This window comes from uncultured Tateyamaria sp. (assembly GCF_947496075.1).
Classification (GTDB): Bacteria; Pseudomonadota; Alphaproteobacteria; order Rhodobacterales; family Rhodobacteraceae; genus Tateyamaria.
The window spans coordinates 463,730-485,749 of sequence record NZ_CANMBJ010000002.1; the positions used below are offsets into that span (position 1 = coordinate 463,730).

Annotated in this window: 21 protein-coding genes; 14 read left to right on the plus strand and 7 right to left on the minus strand. The window is 59.4% G+C overall.

The features are described from left to right. Positions 1–11: 11 nt before the first annotated feature. Both Q1A51_RS06150 and Q1A51_RS06155 read right to left on the minus strand, forming a co-directional pair. Positions 12–1,412 carry a short-chain fatty acyl-CoA regulator family protein gene (locus tag Q1A51_RS06150; protein ID WP_299598693.1) on the minus strand — a complete coding sequence of 467 codons (1,401 nt, stop codon included), beginning with the start codon at positions 1,410–1,412 and terminating at the stop codon, positions 12–14. Between the two features lie 65 nt (positions 1,413–1,477). Continuing rightward, complete coding sequence (locus Q1A51_RS06155; RefSeq protein WP_299598690.1) at positions 1,478–2,695, minus strand: multidrug effflux MFS transporter; 1,218 nt, start codon at positions 2,693–2,695, stop codon at positions 1,478–1,480. Between the two features lie 180 nt (positions 2,696–2,875). On the opposite strand from Q1A51_RS06155, the gene Q1A51_RS06160 reads away from it, so the two are divergent. The 7 genes from Q1A51_RS06160 (at position 2,876) to Q1A51_RS06195 (ending at position 9,110) form a co-directional block, all read left to right on the plus strand. After that, complete coding sequence (locus Q1A51_RS06160; protein WP_299207189.1) at positions 2,876–4,408, plus strand: acyl-CoA carboxylase subunit beta; 1,533 nt, start codon at positions 2,876–2,878, stop codon at positions 4,406–4,408. A gap of 337 nt (positions 4,409–4,745) precedes the next feature. Continuing rightward, on the plus strand, positions 4,746–5,141 hold the full coding sequence (locus Q1A51_RS06170) for a cupin domain-containing protein (RefSeq protein ID WP_299598683.1): 396 nt from the start codon (positions 4,746–4,748) through the stop codon (positions 5,139–5,141). A 116-nt stretch (positions 5,142–5,257) separates the two neighbouring features. Further along, the gene (locus Q1A51_RS06175; protein WP_299598680.1) at positions 5,258–5,617 is read left to right on the plus strand and encodes a DUF6497 family protein; all 360 of its coding nucleotides are present in this window, start codon (positions 5,258–5,260) and stop codon (positions 5,615–5,617) included. A 178-nt stretch (positions 5,618–5,795) separates the two neighbouring features. Then, positions 5,796–5,942 (plus strand): hypothetical protein, encoded by a 147-nt coding sequence (locus tag Q1A51_RS06180; protein WP_189369029.1) that lies wholly within the window; start codon positions 5,796–5,798, stop codon positions 5,940–5,942. Positions 5,943–6,002: 60 nt separating this feature from the next. Further along, positions 6,003–6,362 (plus strand): hypothetical protein, encoded by a 360-nt coding sequence (locus Q1A51_RS06185; RefSeq protein ID WP_299207199.1) that lies wholly within the window; start codon positions 6,003–6,005, stop codon positions 6,360–6,362. 417 nt (positions 6,363–6,779) lie between these two features. Continuing rightward, positions 6,780–6,983, plus strand: a complete 204-nt coding sequence (locus tag Q1A51_RS06190; RefSeq protein WP_299207201.1) for a hypothetical protein — start codon at positions 6,780–6,782, stop codon at positions 6,981–6,983. Between the two features lie 105 nt (positions 6,984–7,088). Next, positions 7,089–9,110, plus strand: coding sequence for an acetyl/propionyl/methylcrotonyl-CoA carboxylase subunit alpha (locus tag Q1A51_RS06195; protein ID WP_299598675.1), 2,022 nt, complete (start codon positions 7,089–7,091; stop codon positions 9,108–9,110). A 112-nt stretch (positions 9,111–9,222) separates the two neighbouring features. Here Q1A51_RS06195 and Q1A51_RS06200 read toward each other — a convergent pair whose 3' ends face one another. Beyond that, positions 9,223–9,849, minus strand: coding sequence for a DUF4174 domain-containing protein (locus Q1A51_RS06200; RefSeq protein WP_366869748.1), 627 nt, complete (start codon positions 9,847–9,849; stop codon positions 9,223–9,225). Here Q1A51_RS06200 and Q1A51_RS06205 point away from each other — a divergent pair. From Q1A51_RS06205 to Q1A51_RS06235, 7 genes are all read left to right on the plus strand, one after another. Beyond that, positions 9,839–10,774 carry a hypothetical protein gene (locus Q1A51_RS06205; RefSeq protein ID WP_299671203.1) on the plus strand — a complete coding sequence of 312 codons (936 nt, stop codon included), beginning with the start codon at positions 9,839–9,841 and terminating at the stop codon, positions 10,772–10,774. The genes Q1A51_RS06200 and Q1A51_RS06205 overlap by 11 nt on opposite strands. Beyond that, positions 10,737–12,872, plus strand: a complete 2,136-nt coding sequence (gene scpA / locus Q1A51_RS06210; RefSeq protein WP_299598669.1) for a methylmalonyl-CoA mutase — start codon at positions 10,737–10,739, stop codon at positions 12,870–12,872. The genes Q1A51_RS06205 and scpA overlap by 38 nt, the downstream gene beginning before the upstream one ends. A 174-nt stretch (positions 12,873–13,046) precedes the next feature. Then, complete coding sequence (locus Q1A51_RS06215) at positions 13,047–13,688, plus strand: VOC family protein (protein WP_299598666.1); 642 nt, start codon at positions 13,047–13,049, stop codon at positions 13,686–13,688. Next, positions 13,685–14,188, plus strand: coding sequence for a GNAT family N-acetyltransferase (locus Q1A51_RS06220; protein WP_299598663.1), 504 nt, complete (start codon positions 13,685–13,687; stop codon positions 14,186–14,188). The genes Q1A51_RS06215 and Q1A51_RS06220 overlap by 4 nt, the downstream gene beginning before the upstream one ends. 9 nt (positions 14,189–14,197) lie before the next feature. Further along, a complete protein-coding gene (locus Q1A51_RS06225; RefSeq protein ID WP_299207214.1) occupies positions 14,198–14,878 on the plus strand; it encodes a molecular chaperone DjiA in 681 nt (226 codons plus the stop codon). After that, positions 14,878–15,879 (plus strand): endonuclease/exonuclease/phosphatase family protein, encoded by a 1,002-nt coding sequence (locus Q1A51_RS06230; RefSeq protein WP_299598659.1) that lies wholly within the window; start codon positions 14,878–14,880, stop codon positions 15,877–15,879. Before Q1A51_RS06225 ends, Q1A51_RS06230 begins: the two co-directional genes overlap by 1 nt. Before the next feature lie 16 nt (positions 15,880–15,895). Further along, positions 15,896–16,261 (plus strand): hypothetical protein, encoded by a 366-nt coding sequence (locus tag Q1A51_RS06235; protein WP_299207218.1) that lies wholly within the window; start codon positions 15,896–15,898, stop codon positions 16,259–16,261. On the opposite strand, the gene Q1A51_RS06240 is transcribed toward Q1A51_RS06235, so the two are convergent. The 4 genes from Q1A51_RS06240 to Q1A51_RS06255 all read right to left on the minus strand — a co-directional run bounded on the left by Q1A51_RS06240 (position 16,258) and on the right by Q1A51_RS06255 (position 21,916). Then, entirely contained in the window at positions 16,258–17,811 is a 1,554-nt protein-coding gene (locus Q1A51_RS06240; RefSeq protein WP_299598656.1) for a Ppx/GppA family phosphatase, read from the minus strand. The two genes, Q1A51_RS06235 and Q1A51_RS06240, sit on opposite strands and share 4 nt — an antisense overlap. A 129-nt stretch (positions 17,812–17,940) precedes the next feature. Further along, complete coding sequence (locus Q1A51_RS06245; protein WP_299207222.1) at positions 17,941–20,109, minus strand: RNA degradosome polyphosphate kinase; 2,169 nt, start codon at positions 20,107–20,109, stop codon at positions 17,941–17,943. Between the two features lie 51 nt (positions 20,110–20,160). Beyond that, a complete protein-coding gene (locus Q1A51_RS06250; RefSeq protein ID WP_299598653.1) occupies positions 20,161–20,832 on the minus strand; it encodes a chromosomal replication initiator DnaA in 672 nt (223 codons plus the stop codon). A 4-nt stretch (positions 20,833–20,836) separates the two neighbouring features. Further along, positions 20,837–21,916, minus strand: coding sequence for an AI-2E family transporter (locus Q1A51_RS06255; protein ID WP_299207226.1), 1,080 nt, complete (start codon positions 21,914–21,916; stop codon positions 20,837–20,839). Positions 21,917–22,020: the final 104 nt, after the last annotated feature.

A 22,020-nucleotide genomic window follows, 5' to 3' on the forward strand; every position in this document is an offset into this window, starting at 1 on the left:
GCCAACCGCCCCTAGTTCACTGTGTAGGGCAGCAGACCGCGGGTATCGGGATCGACGGACAATTGCCGTTCCAGAGGCGGGACGGAGCGCTGGTGGCAGGTCTTGCGCTCGCAGATCCGGCATGAGATGCCGATGGGCTCAAAAGCTTCGGTGCGGGTGATGTCCATCCCGTCCGCATAGACCAGTTGTCCCGCGTGCTTGACCTCGCAACCCAGTGCAATTGCGTAACGGCGTGTGGGCGCTCCAAACCGTCCTCCGGTCTTGGATACGTCGCGCGCGAGGCTGATGTAGCGCACCCCATCCGGTGTTTCGGCCAATTGGCGCAGGAAGTGCCCCGGCTGTTCAAAAGCGCGGTGCACGTTCCAGAGCGGGCAGGCGCCGCCGAAACGTGCAAATTGCAGGCGCGTGGCAGAGTGGCGTTTGGTGATCGTACCTGCCTGATCGACCCGTACGAAGAAGAAGGGCAGGCCCTTGGCCCCCGGGCGCTGCAAGGTCGACAGCCGGTGGCAGACCTGTTCGATGGAGGCTCCGAACCGGGTTGCAAGTTGTTCCAGGTCATGCCGCGTGTCCTGTGCCGCCTGCAGGAAGCGGGTGTAGGGCATGAGCGCGGCCCCCGCGAAGTAGTTGGCGAGGCCGATCTTGGCGATGGAGCGTGCCTCGTCCGTTTGGAAACGGGCGAAGTCGAGCGTTGCTTCGAGCAGCTTGTCCTGTTGCAGCAGGGCGACCTGCAACAGCATTTGGAAGGTCTGGCTTTCCTGGTTGGCACGGTTCGAGATGGTCAGCGTTTTGCTGTCGGTATCGTAGTGGCGCAGGGTGTCCGTGTCGTCAAAGGTGACGTCGGCCCCGATATGGGCCAGTGCGGCCACGGCAACTTGTCGAATGCTGTGATCCGTGCCTTCGGCATTGGCAAAATGCTCGGCCGCCCGGTCCACGGCGTCGATGTAGTTGTCGCAATAGTGGAAAAAGTCGCGCACCTCTTCCCAGGGCGACGGGCGGGCGCGGGCGTCCTCGCGGCCCAGTGCCTCGTCCAGTGACGCAAGCCGTTCGTGGGTTTGCCGGTAGGCGCGGTGCAGATCGAGGAAGGCGTGCGCTAGGGCTGGTGCGTTGGACGCCGCAAGCCGCAGGTCGGCCAGGGGCGGCATGTCGCCGGAGAACACAGGGTCTGCCAATGCCTCACGCATGTCCGACACCAGACGTTCGCCGTCACCCGAGCTGAGCTCGGTCACATCGAGCCCGAATTCCTGCGCGAGGTTCAGCAGGACCGTGGTGCTGACGGGCCGGTTGTTGTTTTCCATCTGGTTGAGATAGGGCAGGGACACGCCCAACTTGGCTGCAAAATCCTTTTGCGTGAGTCCAACGCGCGTGCGTACCTCGCGCAGTTTTGCTCCGGCATAGAGTTTGGGGGCGGCCATGATGTGTCCGTTTTGCAGTTTTGCAGTGGGCGTAGGCTAGTTTTGCAAAGTGCTCAGCGCAACCACTATGCGTGGGTCAAACGACGCTCGCGACGATAGACTGCGCCGATGGCGATCAGGGCGCAGATGCCCGTGATACACATGATGTAGAGCAACGGGTATGCTCCGGTTTCAGGCGTTAGCAGGAAACCGGCGAGCGCAGACAGCGCGGCCCCGCCGCCGATCATGATCGCCCCGCCGAGACCTGATGCTGTGCCCGCCAGATGCGGGCGGACAGAGAGCATGCCCGCGGTTGCGTTGGGGATCACCAGGCCGTTGCCGAGGCCCACAAAGGTCATCATCCCGAAGAATGACACGGGCGTGCCTGCACCAGCGAGGAAAATGGCCAGTGACAGGAATGTACCCACTGCGTTGGCCAGCGTCCCCCACAGGACCAGTCGATTCACGCCGAACCGTGTGGCGAACCGGCCGCTGAGCCCGTTGCCAATAAAGTAGCCGATGGCGGGTGCGCCAAAGAAGAAGCCAAGCTGTGCCGGTGACATCCCGAACACTTCGGTTCCGACAAAGGGGGCGCCGCCCAGATAGGCAAAGAACGATCCCGAGCAGAAGGCAGCCGCCAGTGAATAGCCCCAGAAGCGGGGTGAGCGCAGAAGCTCGGGGTATTCCTTGAACTGACCGACGAGAGATTTCGAAGAGGGTTGAGCCGTTTCGCCCACATCAGAGTGCACCAGCCAAAAGAGCAGGCCGCCGGTCAGGAAGAAGAACCAGAAGACGGATTTCCAACCGAACACCTCGTCCAGAACGCCACCTATTCCCGGCGAAATCATTGGCACAACTGCCATACCCATGGTGACGTATCCGATCATCGAGGCGGAGTGATCCTGGTCATAGAGATCGCGGATAATGGCGCGGCTGAGCACCATGGCGACGGCGATGATGGCCTGACACATACGGAAGAACAGAAAAACCTCGGCATTCGGGGCAAAGATGCAGCCCAGTGTTGCCAGCATGAACAGTCCGATGCCCCACATAAGCACCTTGCGCCGACCAAGGTTGTCCGAGATGGGTCCAATGATGGTTTGCATGATTGCGGACACGGCAAGATACAGCGCGACCGACAGCTGCATCAGCCGATATTCGGTGTCGAAATACGCTGTCATATTTGGCAAGCTGGGCAGGAACATGTTCATGACCATGGCCGAGACCCCGGCCAGCAGGATCAGCGTTGCGATATGAGGCGGGGTTGTGCGGTCCAGAAAGCGGACCTTGGGCGGCGCTTGCATGTCGGTTGAGGTATGCGCGGGAAAGTGAACTGTCCAGTGCAGCTGCGCACAGGGTGATGTGATTTGCTGATTTGCAATTTGCACAAAGGCTATTGCGAAAAGTTTGCAAATATTCTGATTGACGCTTCAACCGACGGCTATTGCACTTGTATAAGGCCCGAAATCACCAGCGGGGACAGCATGAAAGATATTCTGACCGAATTGGAAGCACGGCGCGCGGACGCGCGTCTTGGCGGCGGACAAAAGCGCATCGATGCCCAGCACGGGCGTGGCAAGCTGACGGCGCGCGAGCGGATTGATTTGCTGCTGGACGAGGGCTCGTTCGAAGAGTTCGACATGTTTGTCAGCCACCGCTGCACCGATTTCGGTATGGAAAACCAAAAACCCGCAGGCGACGGCGTTGTGACCGGCTGGGGCACCATCAACGGGCGGCAGGTCTATGTGTTCTCGCAGGACTTCACTGTTCTGGGCGGCTCTGTTTCGGCCACCCACGCGGCCAAGATATGCAAGATCATGGACAAAGCGGTTGAGAATGGCGCGCCGGTCATCGGCATCAACGACTCGGGTGGTGCGCGTATTCAGGAAGGCGTGGATAGTCTGGCTGGCTACGGCGAGGTGTTCCAGCGCAACATCATGGCCTCGGGCGTGGTGCCGCAAATCAGCGTGATCATGGGGCCGTGTGCGGGTGGCGCGGTGTATTCCCCGGCGATGACCGACTTTATCTTCATGGTCAAAGACAGCTCTTACATGTTCGTGACGGGCCCTGATGTGGTCAAGACCGTGACCAACGAACAGGTCACAGCAGAAGAGTTGGGTGGCGCCTCGACCCATACCAAGAAGTCGTCGGTGGCTGACGCGGCCTTTGACAACGACGTTGAAGCACTTGCCGAGGTGCGCCGCCTCGTTGACTTCCTGCCGCTGAACAATCGGGAAAAGCCGCCGGTACGTCCATTCTTTGACGAGCCTGACCGGATCGAAAGCAGTCTCGACACGCTGGTGCCGGACAATCCGAACATGCCGTACGACATGAAAGAGCTGATCGTGAAGATGGCCGATGAGGGCGATTTCTACGAGTTGCAGGAAGAGTTTGCCAAGAACATCATCACAGGCTTCATCCGCCTTGAGGGGCGCACCGTGGGTGTCGTTGCGAACCAGCCGATGGTGCTGGCGGGTGTGCTGGACATTGACAGCGCCCGCAAGGCGGCCCGTTTTGTCCGGTTCTGTGATTGCTTTGACATTCCGATCCTGACGCTGATCGACGTGCCCGGCTTCCTGCCCGGCACCACGCAGGAATATGGTGGCGTGATCAAGCACGGTGCGAAACTGCTCTTTGCTTACGGTGAGGCGACAGTGCCCAAGGTGACGGTCATCACGCGCAAGGCCTATGGTGGCGCCTATGTGGTGATGGCGTCCAAGCATTTGCAGGCCGACTTCAACTATGCCTGGCCCACGGCCGAGATTGCGGTGATGGGCGCGAAAGGCGCGACCGAGATTATTCACCGCGCCGATCTGGGGGATGCGGAGAAGACTGCGCAGCATACAGCGGATTACGAAGATCGTTTTGCCAACCCCTTTGTGGCAGCCGAACGCGGTTTCATCGACGAGGTGATCCAGCCGCGCAGCACGCGCAAACGTGTCAGCCGCGCCTTTGCGTCATTGCGCAACAAAAAGACGCCAATGCCGTGGAAGAAACACGATAACATCCCGCTCTGATGGCTCGGTCTGGTTGGCATATCCTGAAGGCCGATGCGGGCGTGACCCTGTGTCGTCATCTTCCGCCGCGGTTTGATTTTACGGTGAGTACGGTGCTGCCGAGTGGTCGAGCCGTTCGACTGGCGCATCAGATTCGACAAGATCTGTGGCGAGCGCTTCAGATGCTGCGAGGATTTTCGCCTGTGGTGCGCTTGGAGCAGATCGCCGAGGGTTGGCAGGTTATAGCGGGTGGGCGTGTTGCTGTTCCTGTCACCACAGCGGTCACCGCGCGTGCCCAAGCCGTTCTGGATGACCCAAGTAACCGTGCCCGGTGGGTGCGTTCCGCAGGGTGTGCAAAATGAGTCTCTGGAAAAACCAGGCGTTTGCCATCAGTCATGCAGATAACAGTGCGTTCGAAGGCGCTGGGCTGCGTCCGTTCTTTGAGTATCGTCAGCTTGGTATCGCTGAGGCGACCAAGGGCGCCTACGGTGCCCATGTCATCCGAGCCGTGCCGAGTATGGAAAGTCCGGGAACGTGGCACAGCCATGAGCTGGACTTTCAGATGGTCTATGTCACACGCGGCTGGGTGGTTTTTGAATATGAAGGGCAGGGCGAGCATGTGCTGCGCGAAGGCTCTTGCGTTTTGCAACCCCCGGGCATCGTGCATCGTGAAGTTCGGCACTCCGACGACCTTGAATTGATTGAAATCACGTCGCCTGCAGACTTTACAACGCAAGAAGAAGATGCACGATGATGCGCGGACGGCCGCTGAATAGCACAGTGCGACGGGTTATCACCGCACGCACAGCAGCCCCGGAGGGAGGAGCCCGGACCCGCAATCGGGGATGGGTCCGGGGCTGCGTATACGCCGTGTGTTTGTCTGTAACATCTGCTTCTGCCCAAGATGTGCCGTCGGGCCAGCCCGTGTCGTTGTCCGAGGTTCTGCTGGATGCTGTAGGAGCGGAAAGCTGGGTGCGGTTCCGGTTCATCGCACCGGAGATTGCCAAGGATGTGGGCACGGTCAGCTACGCAAAAGCCGAGGATGACTTTCAGGCATTGTGCGATGGCTTTGCTCTCACTTACATGACCGATTTCGAGTTGACGGCTGACGTAGTGGTCATTTCGCTGATGGACCGTCCGGTGCCGTTTGGAACGTCTGATCCAGACGCGACTCAGTTTTTCGAAGCGTTCCGTCCCGGGGCGGATGGATGTGTTTGGGAGGCTTTTTGATGCACCGGCGGATTTTTGCATATGCGGCATTGAGGCCACAACCCGCGCAAGCCTGTGTGCCACCATATCATTCGCCCGGAAAATCACGTATAGGCGGAACAAGCGGTCTTTATGATCGCCTTACCTCGCATCGGGTGCGTTTTTTCGCGTGCCTGGAAGTTGACTACAGGAGAGACAGATGTCGAAGAGCATCAAAGTTTTGGGCATGGTTAGCCTCATGGTTCTGGTTGCAGCCTGCGGCCGCAACAACAACGACGACGATTTCGTGGTTGTCGAGCCTGAGCCCATCAGCCAAGAACCTGTCCACACCGGCAAGTTCAAGTAATTCTACAGGGCGGGCGTTTCAGCCCGCCCTGACATACCCCTTTGCCGCGGGGGGCAGCACATGCTGAAACATCGCGGTTTTCCCGGTCGTTTGACGGGCACTGATTTCCAATTCACCATTCGTCGTCCGAACCCCAAGGGTGTGACACCGCTTCAGCGGCGCGAGCGCTTTGCCGATCGCAAACCCGCTGATCGGCGGGCCGATGTGGCGTTTATGGCTGCCCTTTGGACGCACTTTGGGGCTGAACCGTTCGAGCGCGGAAATCTGGATGCCGGTCGGCTGTCGTGGCTGTTTGGTCGCGAGGTGATTCCGGCCACAGATCCGTTTGATCCCGCTGATTATGAAGCGCTTTTGCAGATCGACGAAGGTATTGCTCGTGCTTCATTTCCTGACGCATTCGGGGAGCATTGCGATGGGTAATCGTGCAACTGTCGGCGCTTTTTCGCCATCTAGTTCCCGTTATTGGCGAAACCCGGCTCATTTCCGCCCAGAGCCATCCTCGCCCTTCCTACGTGATAAAAAACCATGCAACCGTACAGTTACGGAGCTGCTTCCCCAGGTTATCTGCGGCGACGTGTACCATTTCCGTACCCCTTCCCCTGGTGGGCAGCGAATGTCGCAAGACATTATGCTGCCCACCTTTTTTTTGCTGCATCGCGCGGACACGGGGCGTGATATCACGACGTGCAACGCAAGTGCACGTGATCGTCGGCAACCCCGCGCCAACACCCGCGCGTTTCGGCAATGCGATGCGCATTCTTCCGAGTCTTGTCCGGGATCGTTGATCCCATATGGCGTTTGTCACACCAAGAAGGTGTCAAACAAAGGAAGACCAACATGCGTATCAAAGCCCTTGTTCTTGTCACTGCCGCGGCCCTTGGGCTGGCGGCCTGTGGTGACACAGTCGGCGAGCAGGCTGTTTTCGGCGGTGCCGCCGGTGGCGTCGGAAGCGCAGTGCTCGGAGGCAACGCGATTGCAGGCGCAGCCGTTGGTGCCGGTGCAAACGTGCTTTATTGCGACCGATACCCAAGCCGCTGCTAAGTTTTTCCCGCGTCTGACGCGCGGTTTCAGATCACACGCGGAACGCCGTCCTGTCTTCGGGCAGGGCGGTGTTTTGCGTTCCAGGACCCAAAGAAGTGAGGCCCCATGTTCAAGAAACTCCTGATAGCCAACCGGGGCGAGATCGCCTGCCGCGTGATCAAGACTGCGCGCAAGATGGGTATTCCCACCGTTGCGATCTATTCCGACGCGGATGCGCAGGCGCTGCATGTCCAGATGGCCGACGAAGCCATCCATATCGGTCCGCCGCCTGCGAACCAGTCCTATATTGTCATCGACAAAGTCATGGATGCGATCCAGCAGTCGGGCGCTGAGGCTGTGCACCCCGGCTATGGGTTCCTGTCCGAGAACGCCAAGTTCGCCGAGGCCTTGGATGCTGCTGGTGTCGCCTTTGTTGGCCCACCCAAAGGTGCGATCGAGTCAATGGGCGACAAGATTACCTCGAAGAAGATCGCGCAGGAGGCCGGTGTCAGCACGGTGCCAGGCTACATGGGGCTGATCAAAGATGCCGACGAAGCTGTGAAGATCTCGAACGAGGTTGGCTATCCCGTGATGCTCAAGGCTTCGGCCGGGGGCGGCGGCAAGGGGATGCGGATCGCGTGGAACGATGAGGAGGCCCGCGAAGGGTTCCAGTCGTCCAAGAACGAGGCGGCCAACAGCTTTGGTGACGACCGTATCTTTATCGAAAAGTTCGTGACCCAGCCACGTCACATTGAAATTCAGGTGCTGTGCGACAGCCACGGGAACGGCATCTATCTGGGAGAGCGCGAATGTTCGATCCAGCGCCGGAACCAGAAGGTGGTCGAAGAGGCCCCGTCGCCTTTCCTGGATGAAGCCACACGCAAGGCCATGGGCGAACAGTCCGTGGCTCTGGCCAATGCCGTGGGCTATGCCAGTGCGGGCACAGTCGAGTTCATCGTGGATGGCAGCAAGAACTTCTACTTCCTTGAGATGAACACGCGCTTGCAGGTGGAGCACCCGGTGACCGAGCTGATCACTGGCGTTGACCTTGTGGAACAGATGATCCGCGTCGCGGCTGGCGAAAAGCTGTCGATCACACAGGATGACGTCAAGCTGCACGGTTGGGCCATCGAAAATCGGCTGTATGCCGAGGATCCCTATCGCGGGTTCCTGCCCTCGATTGGCCGTTTGACGCGCTATCGTCCGCCCGCCGAGACCGAAAGCTACACTCCCGGTGTAACGCCGGACAGCATCGTGGTGCGCAACGATACCGGCGTCTACGAAGGCGGCGAGATCAGCATGTATTACGACCCCATGATCGCCAAGCTGTGCACATGGGGTCCGGACCGGGCCACAGCGATCGAAGCAATGCGCGTTGCGCTAGATAGCTTCGAGGTTGAGGGCATTGGCCATAACCTGCCATTCCTGAGCGCTGTCATGGACCATCCGAAGTTTGTATCGGGTGACATTACAACCGCCTTCATTGCCGAAGAGTATCCCGATGGTTTCGAAGGGGTCGAACTGGGTGAAGAGAACCTGCGCCGTGTCGCGGCTGCCTGTGCTGCCATGCACCGCGTGGCCGAGATCCGGCGCGCACGCGTGTCGGGCCGCATGGACAATCACGAGCGCAAGGTGGGCAAGGACTGGAATGTCAGCCTCCAAGGTCTGTCCTATGACGTCGTTATCGACGCAGACCACGAGGGTGCAACGGTGGCCTTCGAGGGCGGGTCGGCCCTGCGTGTGTCCGGTGCATGGACACCAGGTGATCAATTGGCCGAGATGACGGTGGATGGCGCGCCTTTGGTTTTGAAAGTCGGAAAGGTGTCGGGGGGCTTCCGCATCCGCACCCGCGGTGCGGACCTGAAGGTTCACGTGCGCTCGCCACGCCAGGCTGAATTGGCTCGCCTGATGCCGGAGAAAACGCCGCCGGACACATCCAAGATGCTGCTCTGTCCCATGCCGGGCCTTGTTGTGAAGGTCGATGTGGCCGAGGGCGACGAAGTGCAGGAAGGGCAGGCCCTCTGCACCATCGAGGCGATGAAGATGGAGAATATCCTGCGCGCCGAGAAGAAGGGCATCGTGTCCAAGATCAACGCGGGCGCGGGCGACAGCCTGGCCGTTGATGATGTGATCATGGAATTCGAGTGAATTGTGCGTCCCACATAACTGGCTGGTCTTCAGCCAAGCCGTGGGATGCATGTGCTTTCCGCAGGCCTGTTGATTGTGACATTCGAAACCTCACAGCACCGGGCCAAATCGCTCAGCCGTCAGACTCCCGTCTTTCGCGGATTTCGCGTTGCCGACTCGGTAATCGATCAATGCTGCGCATCAGTTCGCGTACACTCCAGGGGAAAGGTTTGCGTAGCAACACGCTGCCATCCTTGCTGACAAGCACCATCATGAAACCACGCGGGCGCAATTTCTGGCGCAAGGCGCTGTCTTTCGACGGATCGGTGTCCGTGAGTACAACCACATCGCGCTCAGCCAACTCGTCGGCGCGTTCTTCCAGAAACTCTATCTGTTGCCGGAAGTTCGGGTCATTTGGGCTGTCCGCGAACACGACGATAGGCCGGTTTTCCCAGACGAATTCGTTCAAATCCTGCACATCTGTTGTGATGAAGATGGAAGATGCGGCCGTATCTCCGCTTTCCGCAATGACAGCCGAGCCGCCGAAAAGACCAACCAGAACAATGGGTAATACGTGTTTCATCTGCCCTCCTGCCTTCCCCAATGTAGCGGCTTTTTCGGCAATTACGACGGCTGCTCGCGTCAATTTTAGCTTTAATCGCTCGGCAAGCCTTTGCGTGCGACGCCTTAACCATGATCGCCGGGGTTTTGCCGGGCGATGTGCGGCCATGGAAAAGGACACGAACGGCATGAAGGTCATCTTGCATATCGGTGCACATCGCACCGGAACCACCTCTTTCCAGGCTTATGTCCGCCGAAATTGCGACTTCATGCGCACCCGTCATATCGGTTTCTGGGGCCCGTTGCGCACTCGTAAGGGGTTGTTTTCAGGTATTCAGCCCGGTGCCGGCGTTGGAACGCGGTCGGCACGTCGGGCACGCGGGCGCGTCTTGCTGCAGATGAACAAAGCTGAATGCAATGGGACCACGACACTCATCGTTTCCGATGAAAACATGCTCGGCACGATGCGCCGCAATATGCGTGCTCGGTCGTTGTACAACGATGTCGGTGAGCGCATGTCCCGCTATGCTGCTGCCTTTGACGGACAGATAGACACCGTCGTTTTGTCGGTGCGCGCATTGAACCATTATTGGCGTTCCGCCGCGTCCTACTGCGTCGCTCGGGGTCATTCCGTGCCGGCGCCTGATCAATTGGTTCGTGTGGCGTTCGGCCCGCGCACGTGGCGTGATGTGATCGCTGACGTTGCCTGCGCAGTACCGGGCGCAAAAATTGTCGTCGTGCCGTTTGAACGCACGGCAGGTCGACCGGATGCCATGTTCCGTGCTGCAACCGGCCTGTACGGTCCGCGCAACGCGGCAGAGACGTGGTTGAACCGGTCGCCCACTGCGCCGGAACTGCGCAGCATACTTGCAGACCGGGGCGACAACCCGGACTGGATCAGTGGGTTGTCACCCCGATGGACACCCTTTGATCCCGCCGCCGCAGCAGCACTGCGCGAGGCATATATGGATGACATCCACTGGCTCACCGCCGGTGCCGACGGACTAGCAACACTGACAGAGGATTTGGGCCACAGAGGAGCAGGGCAAACCCTGCCGCATGGCCCGCTGACAAGAGGACAAGGACATGACGACCAAGAAAGACGAATGGCAGAACCTGGCTGAGGGCGAGCTGCGCGGCCGTCCGGTCGATGATCTGACGTGGGAGACGCTCGAAGGCATCAATGTCGCCCCGATCTATACCGAGGATGATCTGACCGATGTCGATCACCTTGGCACCATTCCCGGTCAGGCCCCGTTCACCCGTGGGGTCAAGGCCACGATGTATGCGGGTCGTCCGTGGACCATCCGGCAATACGCGGGCTTTTCCACGGCCGAGGAATCCAACGCCTTTTACCGTCGCGCTCTGGATGCGGGTCAGCAAGGGGTGTCGGTTGCCTTCGATCTTGCTACCCACCGCGGCTATGACAGCGATCACGAACGGGTTGTGGGCGACGTCGGCAAGGCCGGTGTGGCCATCGATAGCGTTGAGGATATGAAGATCCTGTTTGACGGTATCCCGCTTGACAAGGTGTCGGTGTCGATGACCATGAACGGCGCGGTTATTCCGATCCTCGCCAACTTCATCGTTGCGGGCGAGGAGCAGGGCGTGGACCGTGCGGCCCTGTCCGGGACCATTCAGAACGATATTCTGAAAGAGTTCATGGTCCGCAACACATATATCTATCCGCCCGAACCAAGCATGCGGATCATCGCGGACATCATCGAATACACCTCGAACGACATGCCCAAGTTCAACTCGATCAGCATCTCGGGCTACCACATGCAAGAGGCTGGCGCGAACCTCGTGCAGGAGCTGGCCTTCACCCTTGCCGACGGCCGTGAATACGTGCGCGCCGCCATCGCCCGTGGCATGGACGTTGACAAGTTCGCGGGCCGTCTGTCGTTCTTCTTTGCGATCGGCATGAACTTCTTCATGGAAGCGGCCAAGCTGCGCGCCGCGCGACTGCTGTGGCACCGCATCATGTCCGAGTTTGAACCGAAGAATCCCAAGTCCTCCATGCTGCGCACCCACTGCCAGACCAGCGGCGTCAGCTTGCAGGAACAGGACCCGTACAACAACGTGGTGCGTACCGCGTTCGAGGCGATGAGTGCCGTGTTGGGCGGCACACAGTCGCTACACACCAACAGCTTTGACGAAGCCATCGCACTGCCCACGCAGTTTTCCAGCCGGATTGCGCGGAACACGCAGTTGATCCTGCAGAACGAGACGGGCGTAACCAATGTCGTCGATCCGCTTGCCGGGTCCTACTATGTCGAAAAACTGACCCACGATCTGGCGGAGGAGGCCTGGAAGCTGATCGAAGAGGTCGAGGAGATGGGCGGCATGACCAAGGCCGTGGGCTCCGGCATGCCCAAGCTGCGGATCGAAGAAGCCGCGGCCAAGCGTCAGGCAATGATCGACCGCGGTGACGAGGTGATCGTGGGCGTTAACAAGTTCCGCCTCGAGAAAGAGGACGAGATCGACATCCTCGATATCGACAACGCCGCCGTGCGGGACAGCCAGATCGCGCGTCTGACGCGCATCCGGGCGGAGCGGGACGAAGAGGCATGCCAAGCCGCGCTTGATGCGCTGAGCGCCGTGGCTGCAGCAGACGGCAACCTTTTAGAGGCCGCAGTCAACGCGGCGCGGGCACGTGCAACGGTGGGAGAAATCAGTATGGCGATGGAAAAAGAATTCGGGCGCCACCGGGCCGAGGTGAAAACACTCGCTGGTGTATATGGTGCTGCCTACGAGGGCGACGAAGGGTTCGCTGCCATCCAGAAATCGGTGGAGGACTTCGCGGAGGTCGAAGGCCGCCGCCCGCGCATGTTGGTGGTCAAGATGGGTCAGGACGGGCATGACCGTGGCGCCAAGGTGATCGCGACGGCCTTTGCCGATATCGGCTTTGACGTGGATGTCGGCCCGCTGTTCCAGACCCCGGCTGAAGCGGCGCAGGATGCAGTCGACAACGACGTGCACGTTGTTGGGATTTCCTCGCAGGCCGCCGGGCACAAGACGCTGGCCCCGCAACTGGTGCAGGCGCTGAAGGACGCGGGCGCCGAGGATATCATCGTGATCTGCGGCGGGGTGATCCCACAGCAGGACTACCAGTATCTCTATGACGCAGGCGTCAAGGCGATTTTTGGTCCGGGCACCAACATCCCGGATGCCGCGCAACATATCCTGAACATCCTGCAGGGTGGTGAGGCTGCCGCCTGATCTATGAGGGCCGCCTCGCACGAGGCGGCCGTTGCTTCTGTTTTCTGAGCGGGCGCTGATAACCTCGGCACCGGGCCGATTGTTCGAGGCATATGTAAACCACTCACCATCGAACGGCGAAGCCCCTTCATTTCCGTTTCCAGGGCTGCAATACATCGACTCTTGGAACCCGATATGCGGTCCGCCAATGCGGAGCAGGAGGCCCTGATGCTGTTTGACCATCTTGTTGTCGGATCAACTGATCTGGGCGCCGCGCGTGCCCATGTGGAGGATGCGCTGGGTGTTTGCATGCAGCCCGGCGGTGCGCATGCGGTGTTTCAGACGCATAACGCGCTGATGGGGTTGCAAGACGGGCTCTATCTTGAAGCCATCGCGCCGAACCCGGCGGTGTCCGCACCCATCCGTCCACGGTGGTATGATCTGGATCGGTATGTGGGTGATGCCGCCCTGTCCAACTGGGCCTGTGCCGTGCAGGATATGGACGCGGCCCTTGCCGACATGCCGGACGGGGCAGGGGCGCCGGTGCCGGTCAGCCGCGACGCACTGTCGTGGCGCATGGCAGTGTCGGCGGATGGCACAACCCCATTCGACAATCTGTGGCCTGCCCTGATCGAATGGCCCGAGGGCGTACATCCCGCCGCCAACCTGAAACCAACGGGTGTGCGTCTGCGCCGGTTCACATTGGTGCATCCTGATGGTGAAGCTTTGGCAGCTGCGCTTGCCCGGCACCTGAGCGATGATCGGGTTGCGGTAGAGGTTGGACCGGTTGCTTTGCATGCGGCCTTTGATACGCCGAATGGGCCACGTTCGCTGTGATCCGAGATGCAACACCAGACGATGCACGCTGGATCACGGACATCTGGAATGACGTGATCGCGCACACGCACATCACGTTCACCACGACACTGAAAACCGTGGCCGAGATCGAAGCCATGATCCGGGATCGCGTGGTGCTGGTGCTGCCGGAGAAGGGCGGATTTGCCACCTATGGTGAGTTTCGCGGTGGTCCCGGATACGCCGCGACGGTTGAACACACCGTCTTTTTGGCAAAGCACACGCGTGGCAAGGGATGGGGCAGGGCATTGCTGTCGGCCTTGGAAGGCCGCGCGTGCGATGCTGGTCATCATGTGACGGTGGCTGCGATCAGCAGCGTAAACCCGGCGGCCGTCGCATTCCACAAAGCCATGGGATACGACACGGTTGCCAGAATGCCCGAGGTCGGCCGCAAGGACGGTATCTGGCTGGATTTGATCCTGATGCAAAAGCAACTGGGTGCGACCGTGAGTGCCAGCGCCAAGCCGCAGGATAGGGTATAGGCTCGCCCAATGTCTCTATGGGCTCGCATATCAGACGCGCTGGCAGCGCTGACCGCAGGCGAAGGTCTGGCGGAGGTTTTTGACAAGCTGCGCGCGCCACCCGAACGCAGCGTGGCCTTTGCCATTGCGGTGATTGCGCTTGGCGCAAAGATGGCCAAGGCGGACGGCCAGGTGACGCGGGACGAGGTCACTGCCTTTCGCGAAGTGTTCCACATCGCTGACAAGGACGAAGCGGGGGCTGCAAAGGTCTTCAACCTTGCCCGGCAGGACGTGGCCGGGTTCGAAGACTACGCCACGCGCATCCACGCGATGTTCTCAAGCCAACCCGAAACGCTGACCGACCTGATCGAAGGTCTGTTTCACATTGCTATGGCGGATGGCTTCTATCATCCGAACGAAGATGCGTTTCTGGAAGAAGTGGCGCATATCTTTAACATTTCGGACTCTGATTTTCGTGCACTTCGGGCGCGATTTGTGCCGGATGCGACGCCTGATCCTTACTCGGTCCTTGGGGTTGATCCCGGTTGGGCACTTGAAGATATCCGCAAGGCATGGCGCAAGCTGGTCCGCGAAAACCATCCCGACGCCATGATGGCCCGTGGAGTGCCCGAAGAAGCGGTGCGCTTGGCCGAAAAGCGTATGATGGATATCAATCGTGCCTGGGAAGAGATTTTGGGCAGCAGTGATTGATGCGTTTCGCGACCTACAATGTTGAGTGGATGAACAGCCTGTTCGATGAGGATGGGCAGCTTCTCAACGATGACGGTTGGTCGTCGCGCCATGATGTAACGCGGGCGGCCCAAACGGATGCGTTGCGCACTGTGTTCCGTGCCCTTGATGCGGATGCCGTCATGGTCATTGAGGCGCCTGACAACAGCCGCAACAGGGATACGATCAAAGCGCTCCAGACCTTTGCCCGGTTTGCGGATTTACGCGCCCGCGAGGCAGTCATTGGCTTTTCGAATGACACGCAGCAGGAGATTGCGCTGCTCTATGATCCTGATGTGCTGACTGTGCTTCATGATCCATTGATCCATCAGGATGCACCCCGGTTCGATGAGCGCTTCAGGATCGATCTGGATATCGACGCGACACAGGACGACGTTGTGTTTTCCAAACCGCCGCTTGAGCTCGAGGTTGAAACGGCGCAAGGTCTGTCGCTGCGTATGATCGGTGCACATCTGAAGTCCAAGGCCCCGCATGGTGCGAACAATCGCGATGAGGTCATGCGCATATCGATCGCCAACAGGCGCAAACAGCTGGCGCAAGCAATCTGGTTACGCGCGCGGATCAATGGACTGCTCGCGGATGGGCATCCGGTGGTCTTGATGGGTGATCTGAACGACGGGCCAGGGTTGGACGAATACGAGAACCTGTTTGGCCGTTCGTCGGTAGAAATCATCATGGGAACGGGTGATACCGCTCTTTTTGACCCCCACGCGCGTCAAGCATTGCAACGCCGTTTGGGGGCAATGCCGACAACGGCCCGTTTCTGGATCAGACCCGAGCAGCGGTATCTTCAGGCGCTGCTGGATTATATCATGGTTTCGCCCGATCTCGCGGGGCACGAGCCGGTTTGGCGTATCTGGCATCCGCTTGATGACCCGGATTGTTGGGCACACTCAGCACTCCGGGATGCGCTTGTCACCGCCTCTGATCATTTTCCGGTGAGTTTGGATATCGTGCTATAGTGCCCATATGAGGCCTATGAAACACATCAGTGTTGCCCTTTGTCTGGTCATCTCCGCCACTTCCGTTTCTGCCCAGGAAACCGAAGAGGACCGTGGTCTATCGCTGATGGAACGCGGCGCACAGATGCTGATGGAAGGGCTGATGCGCGAGATGGAGCCTGCGATGGAAGGGCTGCAGGATATGGCCGAAGAGTTTGGCCCTGCCTTGCGTGACTTCACGGCCCAGATGGGACCCGCCTTGCGCGATCTTCTTGAAGAGGTCGAAGACTGGAGCGTCTATCACCCGCCCGAGATACTGGAGAACGGCGATATCATCATCCGTCGCAAAACGCCGCAGGAACTGAAGGTTGAACCCGACCCCGACGCCCAGATCGACATTTAGGGCTGCCGTCTTTTTTTCACCGTGACATTGGCACTTAGTGACGAAGCCAGCGAATTCAGCCGGGCCTCGGCCACTTCGCCAAACAGGGGCATGGCGTCGGGGGACAGGCGTAGCTCCAATTCCCGTTTCTTGGGAAACCACCGAAACTCGCCCCGCTCGGCGTCTTTCTCCATCCACAGCATGGCACCAAAGCGCATGGCCTTGCCCAGTATCTCTGCGTCACGCTGCATCTTTTCGTCGATCAGATCGTAAAGCCCCTCGAAATGGGTGCCTTCGCGCTTGTTGGTGTATCGGTGCAGGAGGGCGAGACCGAGGAAAATGCGTTCCGAATGTTTGAGCCCACCAAGATTGGCGCGTGTGGCATTGTCGAAACAGACCTCGGCCCGATAGTCAGGATGCGCCCGCCAACTGACGTCGTGCAGAAGGCACGCGGCCTTGATCAGGCGTTTGCGGGGCAGGGGGGCTGATTTGAAGATCGGCTCGATGAACTGGTAGAGCAGCTTGCCAAAACCCGGCATGCGCGCATCCTTGGCCTCGGCAAAGCGGCACGCTTCGATCAAGGGGTCACGGTCGCGCAGACGCTGCGGCATCTGTTCATATAGCATCCCTTCGCGGATGCCGTAGCTTGAAACGGCGATGTCCTTGGGGTGGAACGCTTTGACCAGCCGGGCGAGCACTTCGGCGGCCAATGGCACCAGGGTCATCCGGGCAGAGGAGATGCCACATGCGCCCCGCAGCGCATCGTGATTGTCGTGTTCCTTGATGTATTTCACCGTGCGCTGCACGGATTGCGGTGACATCCGGTATTCGTGCAGTACGTTCAAAAGGTAGCCGCGCCGATGCATATCGATCCGCGCGATCGCCCGCCATGAGCCTCCCACAAGGAACAGGCGGTCGCGTTGCGGACCCATCTCGGTTTGCAGATGTTCCATGACGGCCTTGATATGGTTACGCCGCCCTTTCTTTCCGCCCTTGACTGTTTGCAGTTTCAAGGGGCCGAGGTCAGAGGTGACACGCTTGCCCACGATCCCGTCCGAGATTTCTGCCAGTTCCATGGAAGAGCCGCCGATATCGCAGACAAGGCCATAGGAGCCTGGCCATCCCAAAAGGACGCCTTGTGCCGACAATCGAGCTTCTTCGCGTCCGTCGATGACGCGGACATTCAATCCGGTTTCGCGCAGTACATCCGCACAGAAGTCAGGACCGTCGGTGGCATCGCGCACCGCGGCAGTTGCAACGACAGACAGGTCGGACAGGCCCATACCTTCGGCAAGGCGCTGGAAGCGTCTGAGGGATTCGAGGGCGCGCACCCGTCCTTCGGGGTTCAGGTGCCCGGTGTCGGACAGTCCAGCGCCGAGGGCACACATGATCTTTTCATTGTAGAAATAGGCAGGGGACCGGGCTGCCCCGTCAAAAACCACAAGGCGGACAGAGTTTGATCCGACATCAACTACACCGACTCGGGACAGGGCGCGAGCGGACGGGTCGTCAAACAGCGGGCGACCAAAAAGGCCACCGTCGCCTGCGTCTGGCGAAACAGAAACGTTCATGGCCCCCCCGTGGCATCTGTTTACGCCCGTTGATGGACCAGCTTGCTACGTGCGTCAATGATCTGGTCGGCTGGGTGACTCTGTTTCGGCTTGCGCCGAAAAGCGCCCACCCACCGACCCTTGGGAGCGTTAATCTTCGGTGTGGGTCAGCTTTGGCACGTCCGCGGCACCCGCTGATCCCCGTCCGGAGAGCGACGGGTTTTCCATGAAAAACCGGTGACAATTGAACGCGAAGGTGCCAGCGGGCAAGTCTGGGCGTTTGAACGTGCCGTCAGGTGCCATCACCCAACTTTGCGCGACATCGGCAAGGTTGGCCGCCATCACTTGGCTCACGATCTGTGCCTTGACGGTGTTGTTCTCGATCTCGACCAGAGTTTCTACACGCCGGTTCAGGTTGCGCCCCATCCAATCCGCGGAGGAAATGAACACCCGGGCCTTCTTTGATGGCAGTCCACGACCATTGCCAAAGCACACGATACGGCTGTGTTCGAGGAAGCGACCGACAATGGATTTTACCCGGATGTTTTCGGAAAACCCTTTGATGCCTGGACGTAGCCCGCAGATGCCCCGGATGACAAGGCTGATCTTCACGCCCGCCTGGCTGGCGGCGTAAAGCGCGTCAATCACTTCACTGTCGATCAGCGAATTCATCTTGGCCCATATTTCAGCCGGTTTGCCTGCGCGTGCATACTCAGCTTCGGCGGCGATCATCTCCAAAAGGCGTGGCTTCAGCGTCGTCGGTGAAATCGCGAGGTTGTCCAGTCCTTCGGGCGGGGCATAGCCGCTGAGATAGTTGAACACCTTGGTTGCATCGCGCCCCAGCTTGGCATCGCAGGTGAACAGTGAAAGGTCGGTATAGATGCGTGCCGTGATCGGGTGATAGTTGCCGGTTCCGTAGTGGGTGTAGGTGACCAGCTCCTTGCCTTCCCGCCGAACGACTGTGCTGATCTTTGCATGGGTTTTGAGGTCGAGAAACCCATAGACGACATGAGCGCCCGCACGTTCCAGGCGGCGCGACTGGCGAATGTTGGCCGCTTCGTCAAAGCGGGCCTTCAGTTCCACAAGTGCAGTGACGGATTTGCCGTCCTCCGCTGCTTCGCACAGGGCTTCGACGATGGGTGATTTCTTGGACGTGCGATAAAGGGTCTGCTTGATCGCCACGACATTTGGGTCACGCGCCGCCTGCTGAAGAAAGCGCACCACCATGTCGAAGGTTTCATACGGATGATGCAGCAGCATGTCCTTTTGCCGGATGGCCGTCAGCATATCGCCTTCGAAATCAGTGACCCGTTCGGGCACGCGGGGGGTAAACGAGGGCCAGAGCAGGTCCGGCCGATCATCAAGCACCAGCTCGCTGAGGTCGGACATGCCCAGCATACCCTCAACCTCAATCACTTCGGCGTCGCTGACGCCAAGCTCTTCCATGATGACCGCTTTGAGGGCTTCGGGTGCGCCAGCCGAATGGGTCAGACGCACAACTTCGCCGCGACGACGGCGTTTGAGCGCGACTTCGAATTCACGGACAAGATCTTCGGCTTCTTCCTCGACCTCAAGATCACTGTCGCGCAGCACCCGGAACCCAAAGTGGGATTTCAGTTTGTAGCCGGGAAACAGGCTTGGGATGTTCAGAACAAGCAGTTCCTCAAGGGGCAGAAACCGATGACCCTGACCCGGCAGCGCCACAAAACGGTCAATCTGTCCGGGAATGGGCAGCAGCGCCTGCAGGGCACGCTTGTCCTTGGCGCGCTCAAGTTGCAGGGCAAGGGCGTGTCCGGTGTTGGGGATGAACGGAAACGGGTGTGCAGGGTCAATCGCCAGCGGGGACAGAACAGCAAAGACCCGGTTCAGAAACACCTCTGACAGGTATTCAGTGTCATCTTCGGTCAGGTCATCGCGCGTGAGAATTGAAATACCGCGCTCTTCCATCTCGGCCGTGAGGCCGGCCAGAACCTTGGTTTGATGCAGGATCAGCTGACGCGCGTTTTCGTTGATGAGAACCAACTGTTCAGCGGGCGTAAGACCATCGGCCGCGGGCGTCGTGCTGCCCGCGATGGCCAACTCGCGCAGGCCCGCAACACGCACGGTATAGAACTCGTCGAGGTTACCCGCACTGATCGACACGAAACGCAGCCGCTCCAGAAGCGGGACGCGCGGGTTTTCAGCCTCTTCCAAGACCCGCCAGTTGAAGCCAAGCCAGCTGAGCTCACGGTTGAAGAAGCGGCCGGGGCCGGTTGTATCAAGGTCTGGCAGGGAAACCGGCTCGGGAAAGTCCGAACCGAGAAAATCGGCGTTGGTCATGCGCGGGTTATGTCGACGGGGTGTAAAGGATGAGTGACACTATCCGCCGGATCACCCCCGATTGTCCAGACACGCAGCGGCGAGGTTTCGCGTAATGGGCTTTTTCTCCGCAAGACTGGCTGTGTCTAGGTCTGCAACGATTTGGCGGGCAGCGGCAAAGCTGCGTTCCATATGTGTGACCAGATAGGGGATCACGTCCGGTCGAGGTGTGAGCTGACGGTCAGAAAAGAGCTTTGCCAGAACTGCACCCAGAAGGCTGTCGTCCGGCGCATCAAGCGCTGCGTGTCCTGCCGCGTCCACGCGGCTTTGCAGATCGGGCAGGGACAAACGCCACAGGTTGGGGGCGGTCACCCCGGTCATCAGCAGCGGATGGCCCGATGCCTGGAGTGCATTATGCAAATGAAACAGAGCAGTCTGCCGGTCGATGTCTTGTGCAATCTGATCGACATCTTCGACGGCGACGGGGCCGTCAAAGAGTGCGTCAACGGTGGCATTTTCCAATGCTGCGGCTGCAACAATCTGCGCGCCACTATCCGCGGCCCACACATGTGTGAGATGCGTTTTACCTGCCCCTTCGGGTCCTGTCAGGACGAGCTTGTTCAGCGGCCAGTTGCGCCACGCGTCGACCATGGACAAGGCAATGGCATTGGACGGCGCAACCAGGAAATCGTCACGCCCCAGTGCGACACGCACCGGCAGGTCAAACCCAAGTTGTCGGGCCATTGGACTATTCCTCGGCCTCTGGTTCGGATGTACCACTTACGCCGGTGTAAAGCCTGCTGTTTCGATATTGCTCAATCAGGAAGCGGACCAGCACGCCAAGGGCCGCGGCCATCGGGACAGCAACCAGCATGCCGACGAAGCCAAACAACGCTCCGAAAACAGACAGCGACAGGATCAGCCAGACGGGATGCAGGCCCACACTGTTGCCCACGAGTTTCGGGGTCAGAAAGTTGCCCTCGGCGATCTGGCCGATCTGGAACACCACGGCCACAGCCACGATCCACCACCATTCGCCCCAGAACTGGAACAGGGCCAGCCCAACCGCAAGGCAGCCACCAACGATAGCACCGACATAGGGAATGAACGTCAGCAAGCCTGCAACGAACCCCACGACCAGACCAAACTGCAATCCGATCAGCATCAGCGCTATTGCATAATAGGCGCCAAGGATCAGACAGACGGTTCCCATCCCCCGGATAAACCCGGCAAGAGTCTTATCCACGTCACCAGCGAGGCGACGGATGACCGGCGCGTGGTCGCGCGGCAGCAATTCGTCCACACGGGCAATCATCCGATCCCAATCCAGCAGCAGATACACCGCGACAACCGGAACGATGACAAAAAGAACGATGACATTGATCAGACTGGCCGCGGACGTAAGCGCCGTTTCCAGCAATTGCCCTCCTCGTTCCGAGATCGTCTGACCCAGTGAATTCAGGCTTTGCCGCACGGTCGAGGTTTCGTCCAACAGGCTTGGGAAACGTTCGGTCAGGAATGTACCAAGGTCTCGGGCCAGCTGCGGCACAGCATTGAACAGTTGGATTGCCTGTTCGATCAGTGTTGGGATCACCAGCAAGGCCAGAACCACAAAGATGATAATGGCGCTGATGGTAATGATGCCCGTTGCGATGGCGCGACTGAACCCGTGCGCTTCAAGCCAATCCGCCACCGGATCCAGAAAATACGCGATGGCCGCCCCCAGGAAGAACGGCAACAGTTGGTCCCCAAGCGCATAAAGCAGAAAAAAGAAGATCGCCGCCGCGATCCCCCAATACTTGAATTGTTCGCGGACGGGCAGTGCCATAGTGTGTTCCGTTCCTTGAGTTGTGCTAACAGATGCGGGGTTTTGCGCGTTTCTTCAAGGGGGCGGTTGCGTGCTTTGATGCATGCGATGGAATGGCGCGACGC

What these genes read in the sequence shown, in the direction of transcription:
- Q1A51_RS06240 (WP_299598656.1), bottom strand. Translation starts at nt 17,811, where the DNA reads ATGAACGTTTCTGTTTCGCCAGACGCAGGCGACGGTGGCCTTTTTGGT.
- Q1A51_RS06235 (WP_299207218.1), top strand. Translation starts at nt 15,896, where the DNA reads ATGAAACACATCAGTGTTGCCCTTTGTCTGGTCATCTCCGCCACTTCC.
- Q1A51_RS06245 (WP_299207222.1), bottom strand. Translation starts at nt 20,109, where the DNA reads ATGACCAACGCCGATTTTCTCGGTTCGGACTTTCCCGAGCCGGTTTCC.
- Q1A51_RS06155 (WP_299598690.1), bottom strand. Translation starts at nt 2,695, where the DNA reads ATGCAAGCGCCGCCCAAGGTCCGCTTTCTGGACCGCACAACCCCGCCT.
- Q1A51_RS06195 (WP_299598675.1), top strand. Translation starts at nt 7,089, where the DNA reads ATGTTCAAGAAACTCCTGATAGCCAACCGGGGCGAGATCGCCTGCCGC.
- Q1A51_RS06250 (WP_299598653.1), bottom strand. Translation starts at nt 20,832, where the DNA reads ATGGCCCGACAACTTGGGTTTGACCTGCCGGTGCGTGTCGCACTGGGG.
- Q1A51_RS06215 (WP_299598666.1), top strand. Translation starts at nt 13,047, where the DNA reads ATGCGGTCCGCCAATGCGGAGCAGGAGGCCCTGATGCTGTTTGACCAT.
- Q1A51_RS06170 (WP_299598683.1), top strand. Translation starts at nt 4,746, where the DNA reads ATGAGTCTCTGGAAAAACCAGGCGTTTGCCATCAGTCATGCAGATAAC.
- scpA (WP_299598669.1), top strand. Translation starts at nt 10,737, where the DNA reads ATGACGACCAAGAAAGACGAATGGCAGAACCTGGCTGAGGGCGAGCTG.
- Q1A51_RS06190 (WP_299207201.1), top strand. Translation starts at nt 6,780, where the DNA reads ATGCGTATCAAAGCCCTTGTTCTTGTCACTGCCGCGGCCCTTGGGCTG.
- Q1A51_RS06255 (WP_299207226.1), bottom strand. Translation starts at nt 21,916, where the DNA reads ATGGCACTGCCCGTCCGCGAACAATTCAAGTATTGGGGGATCGCGGCG.
- Q1A51_RS06160 (WP_299207189.1), top strand. Translation starts at nt 2,876, where the DNA reads ATGAAAGATATTCTGACCGAATTGGAAGCACGGCGCGCGGACGCGCGT.
- Q1A51_RS06185 (WP_299207199.1), top strand. Translation starts at nt 6,003, where the DNA reads ATGCTGAAACATCGCGGTTTTCCCGGTCGTTTGACGGGCACTGATTTC.
- Q1A51_RS06230 (WP_299598659.1), top strand. Translation starts at nt 14,878, where the DNA reads ATGCGTTTCGCGACCTACAATGTTGAGTGGATGAACAGCCTGTTCGAT.
- Q1A51_RS06225 (WP_299207214.1), top strand. Translation starts at nt 14,198, where the DNA reads ATGTCTCTATGGGCTCGCATATCAGACGCGCTGGCAGCGCTGACCGCA.
- Q1A51_RS06150 (WP_299598693.1), bottom strand. Translation starts at nt 1,412, where the DNA reads ATGGCCGCCCCCAAACTCTATGCCGGAGCAAAACTGCGCGAGGTACGC.
- Q1A51_RS06205 (WP_299671203.1), top strand. Translation starts at nt 9,839, where the DNA reads ATGAAGGTCATCTTGCATATCGGTGCACATCGCACCGGAACCACCTCT.
- Q1A51_RS06180 (WP_189369029.1), top strand. Translation starts at nt 5,796, where the DNA reads ATGTCGAAGAGCATCAAAGTTTTGGGCATGGTTAGCCTCATGGTTCTG.
- Q1A51_RS06200 (WP_366869748.1), bottom strand. Translation starts at nt 9,849, where the DNA reads ATGACCTTCATGCCGTTCGTGTCCTTTTCCATGGCCGCACATCGCCCG.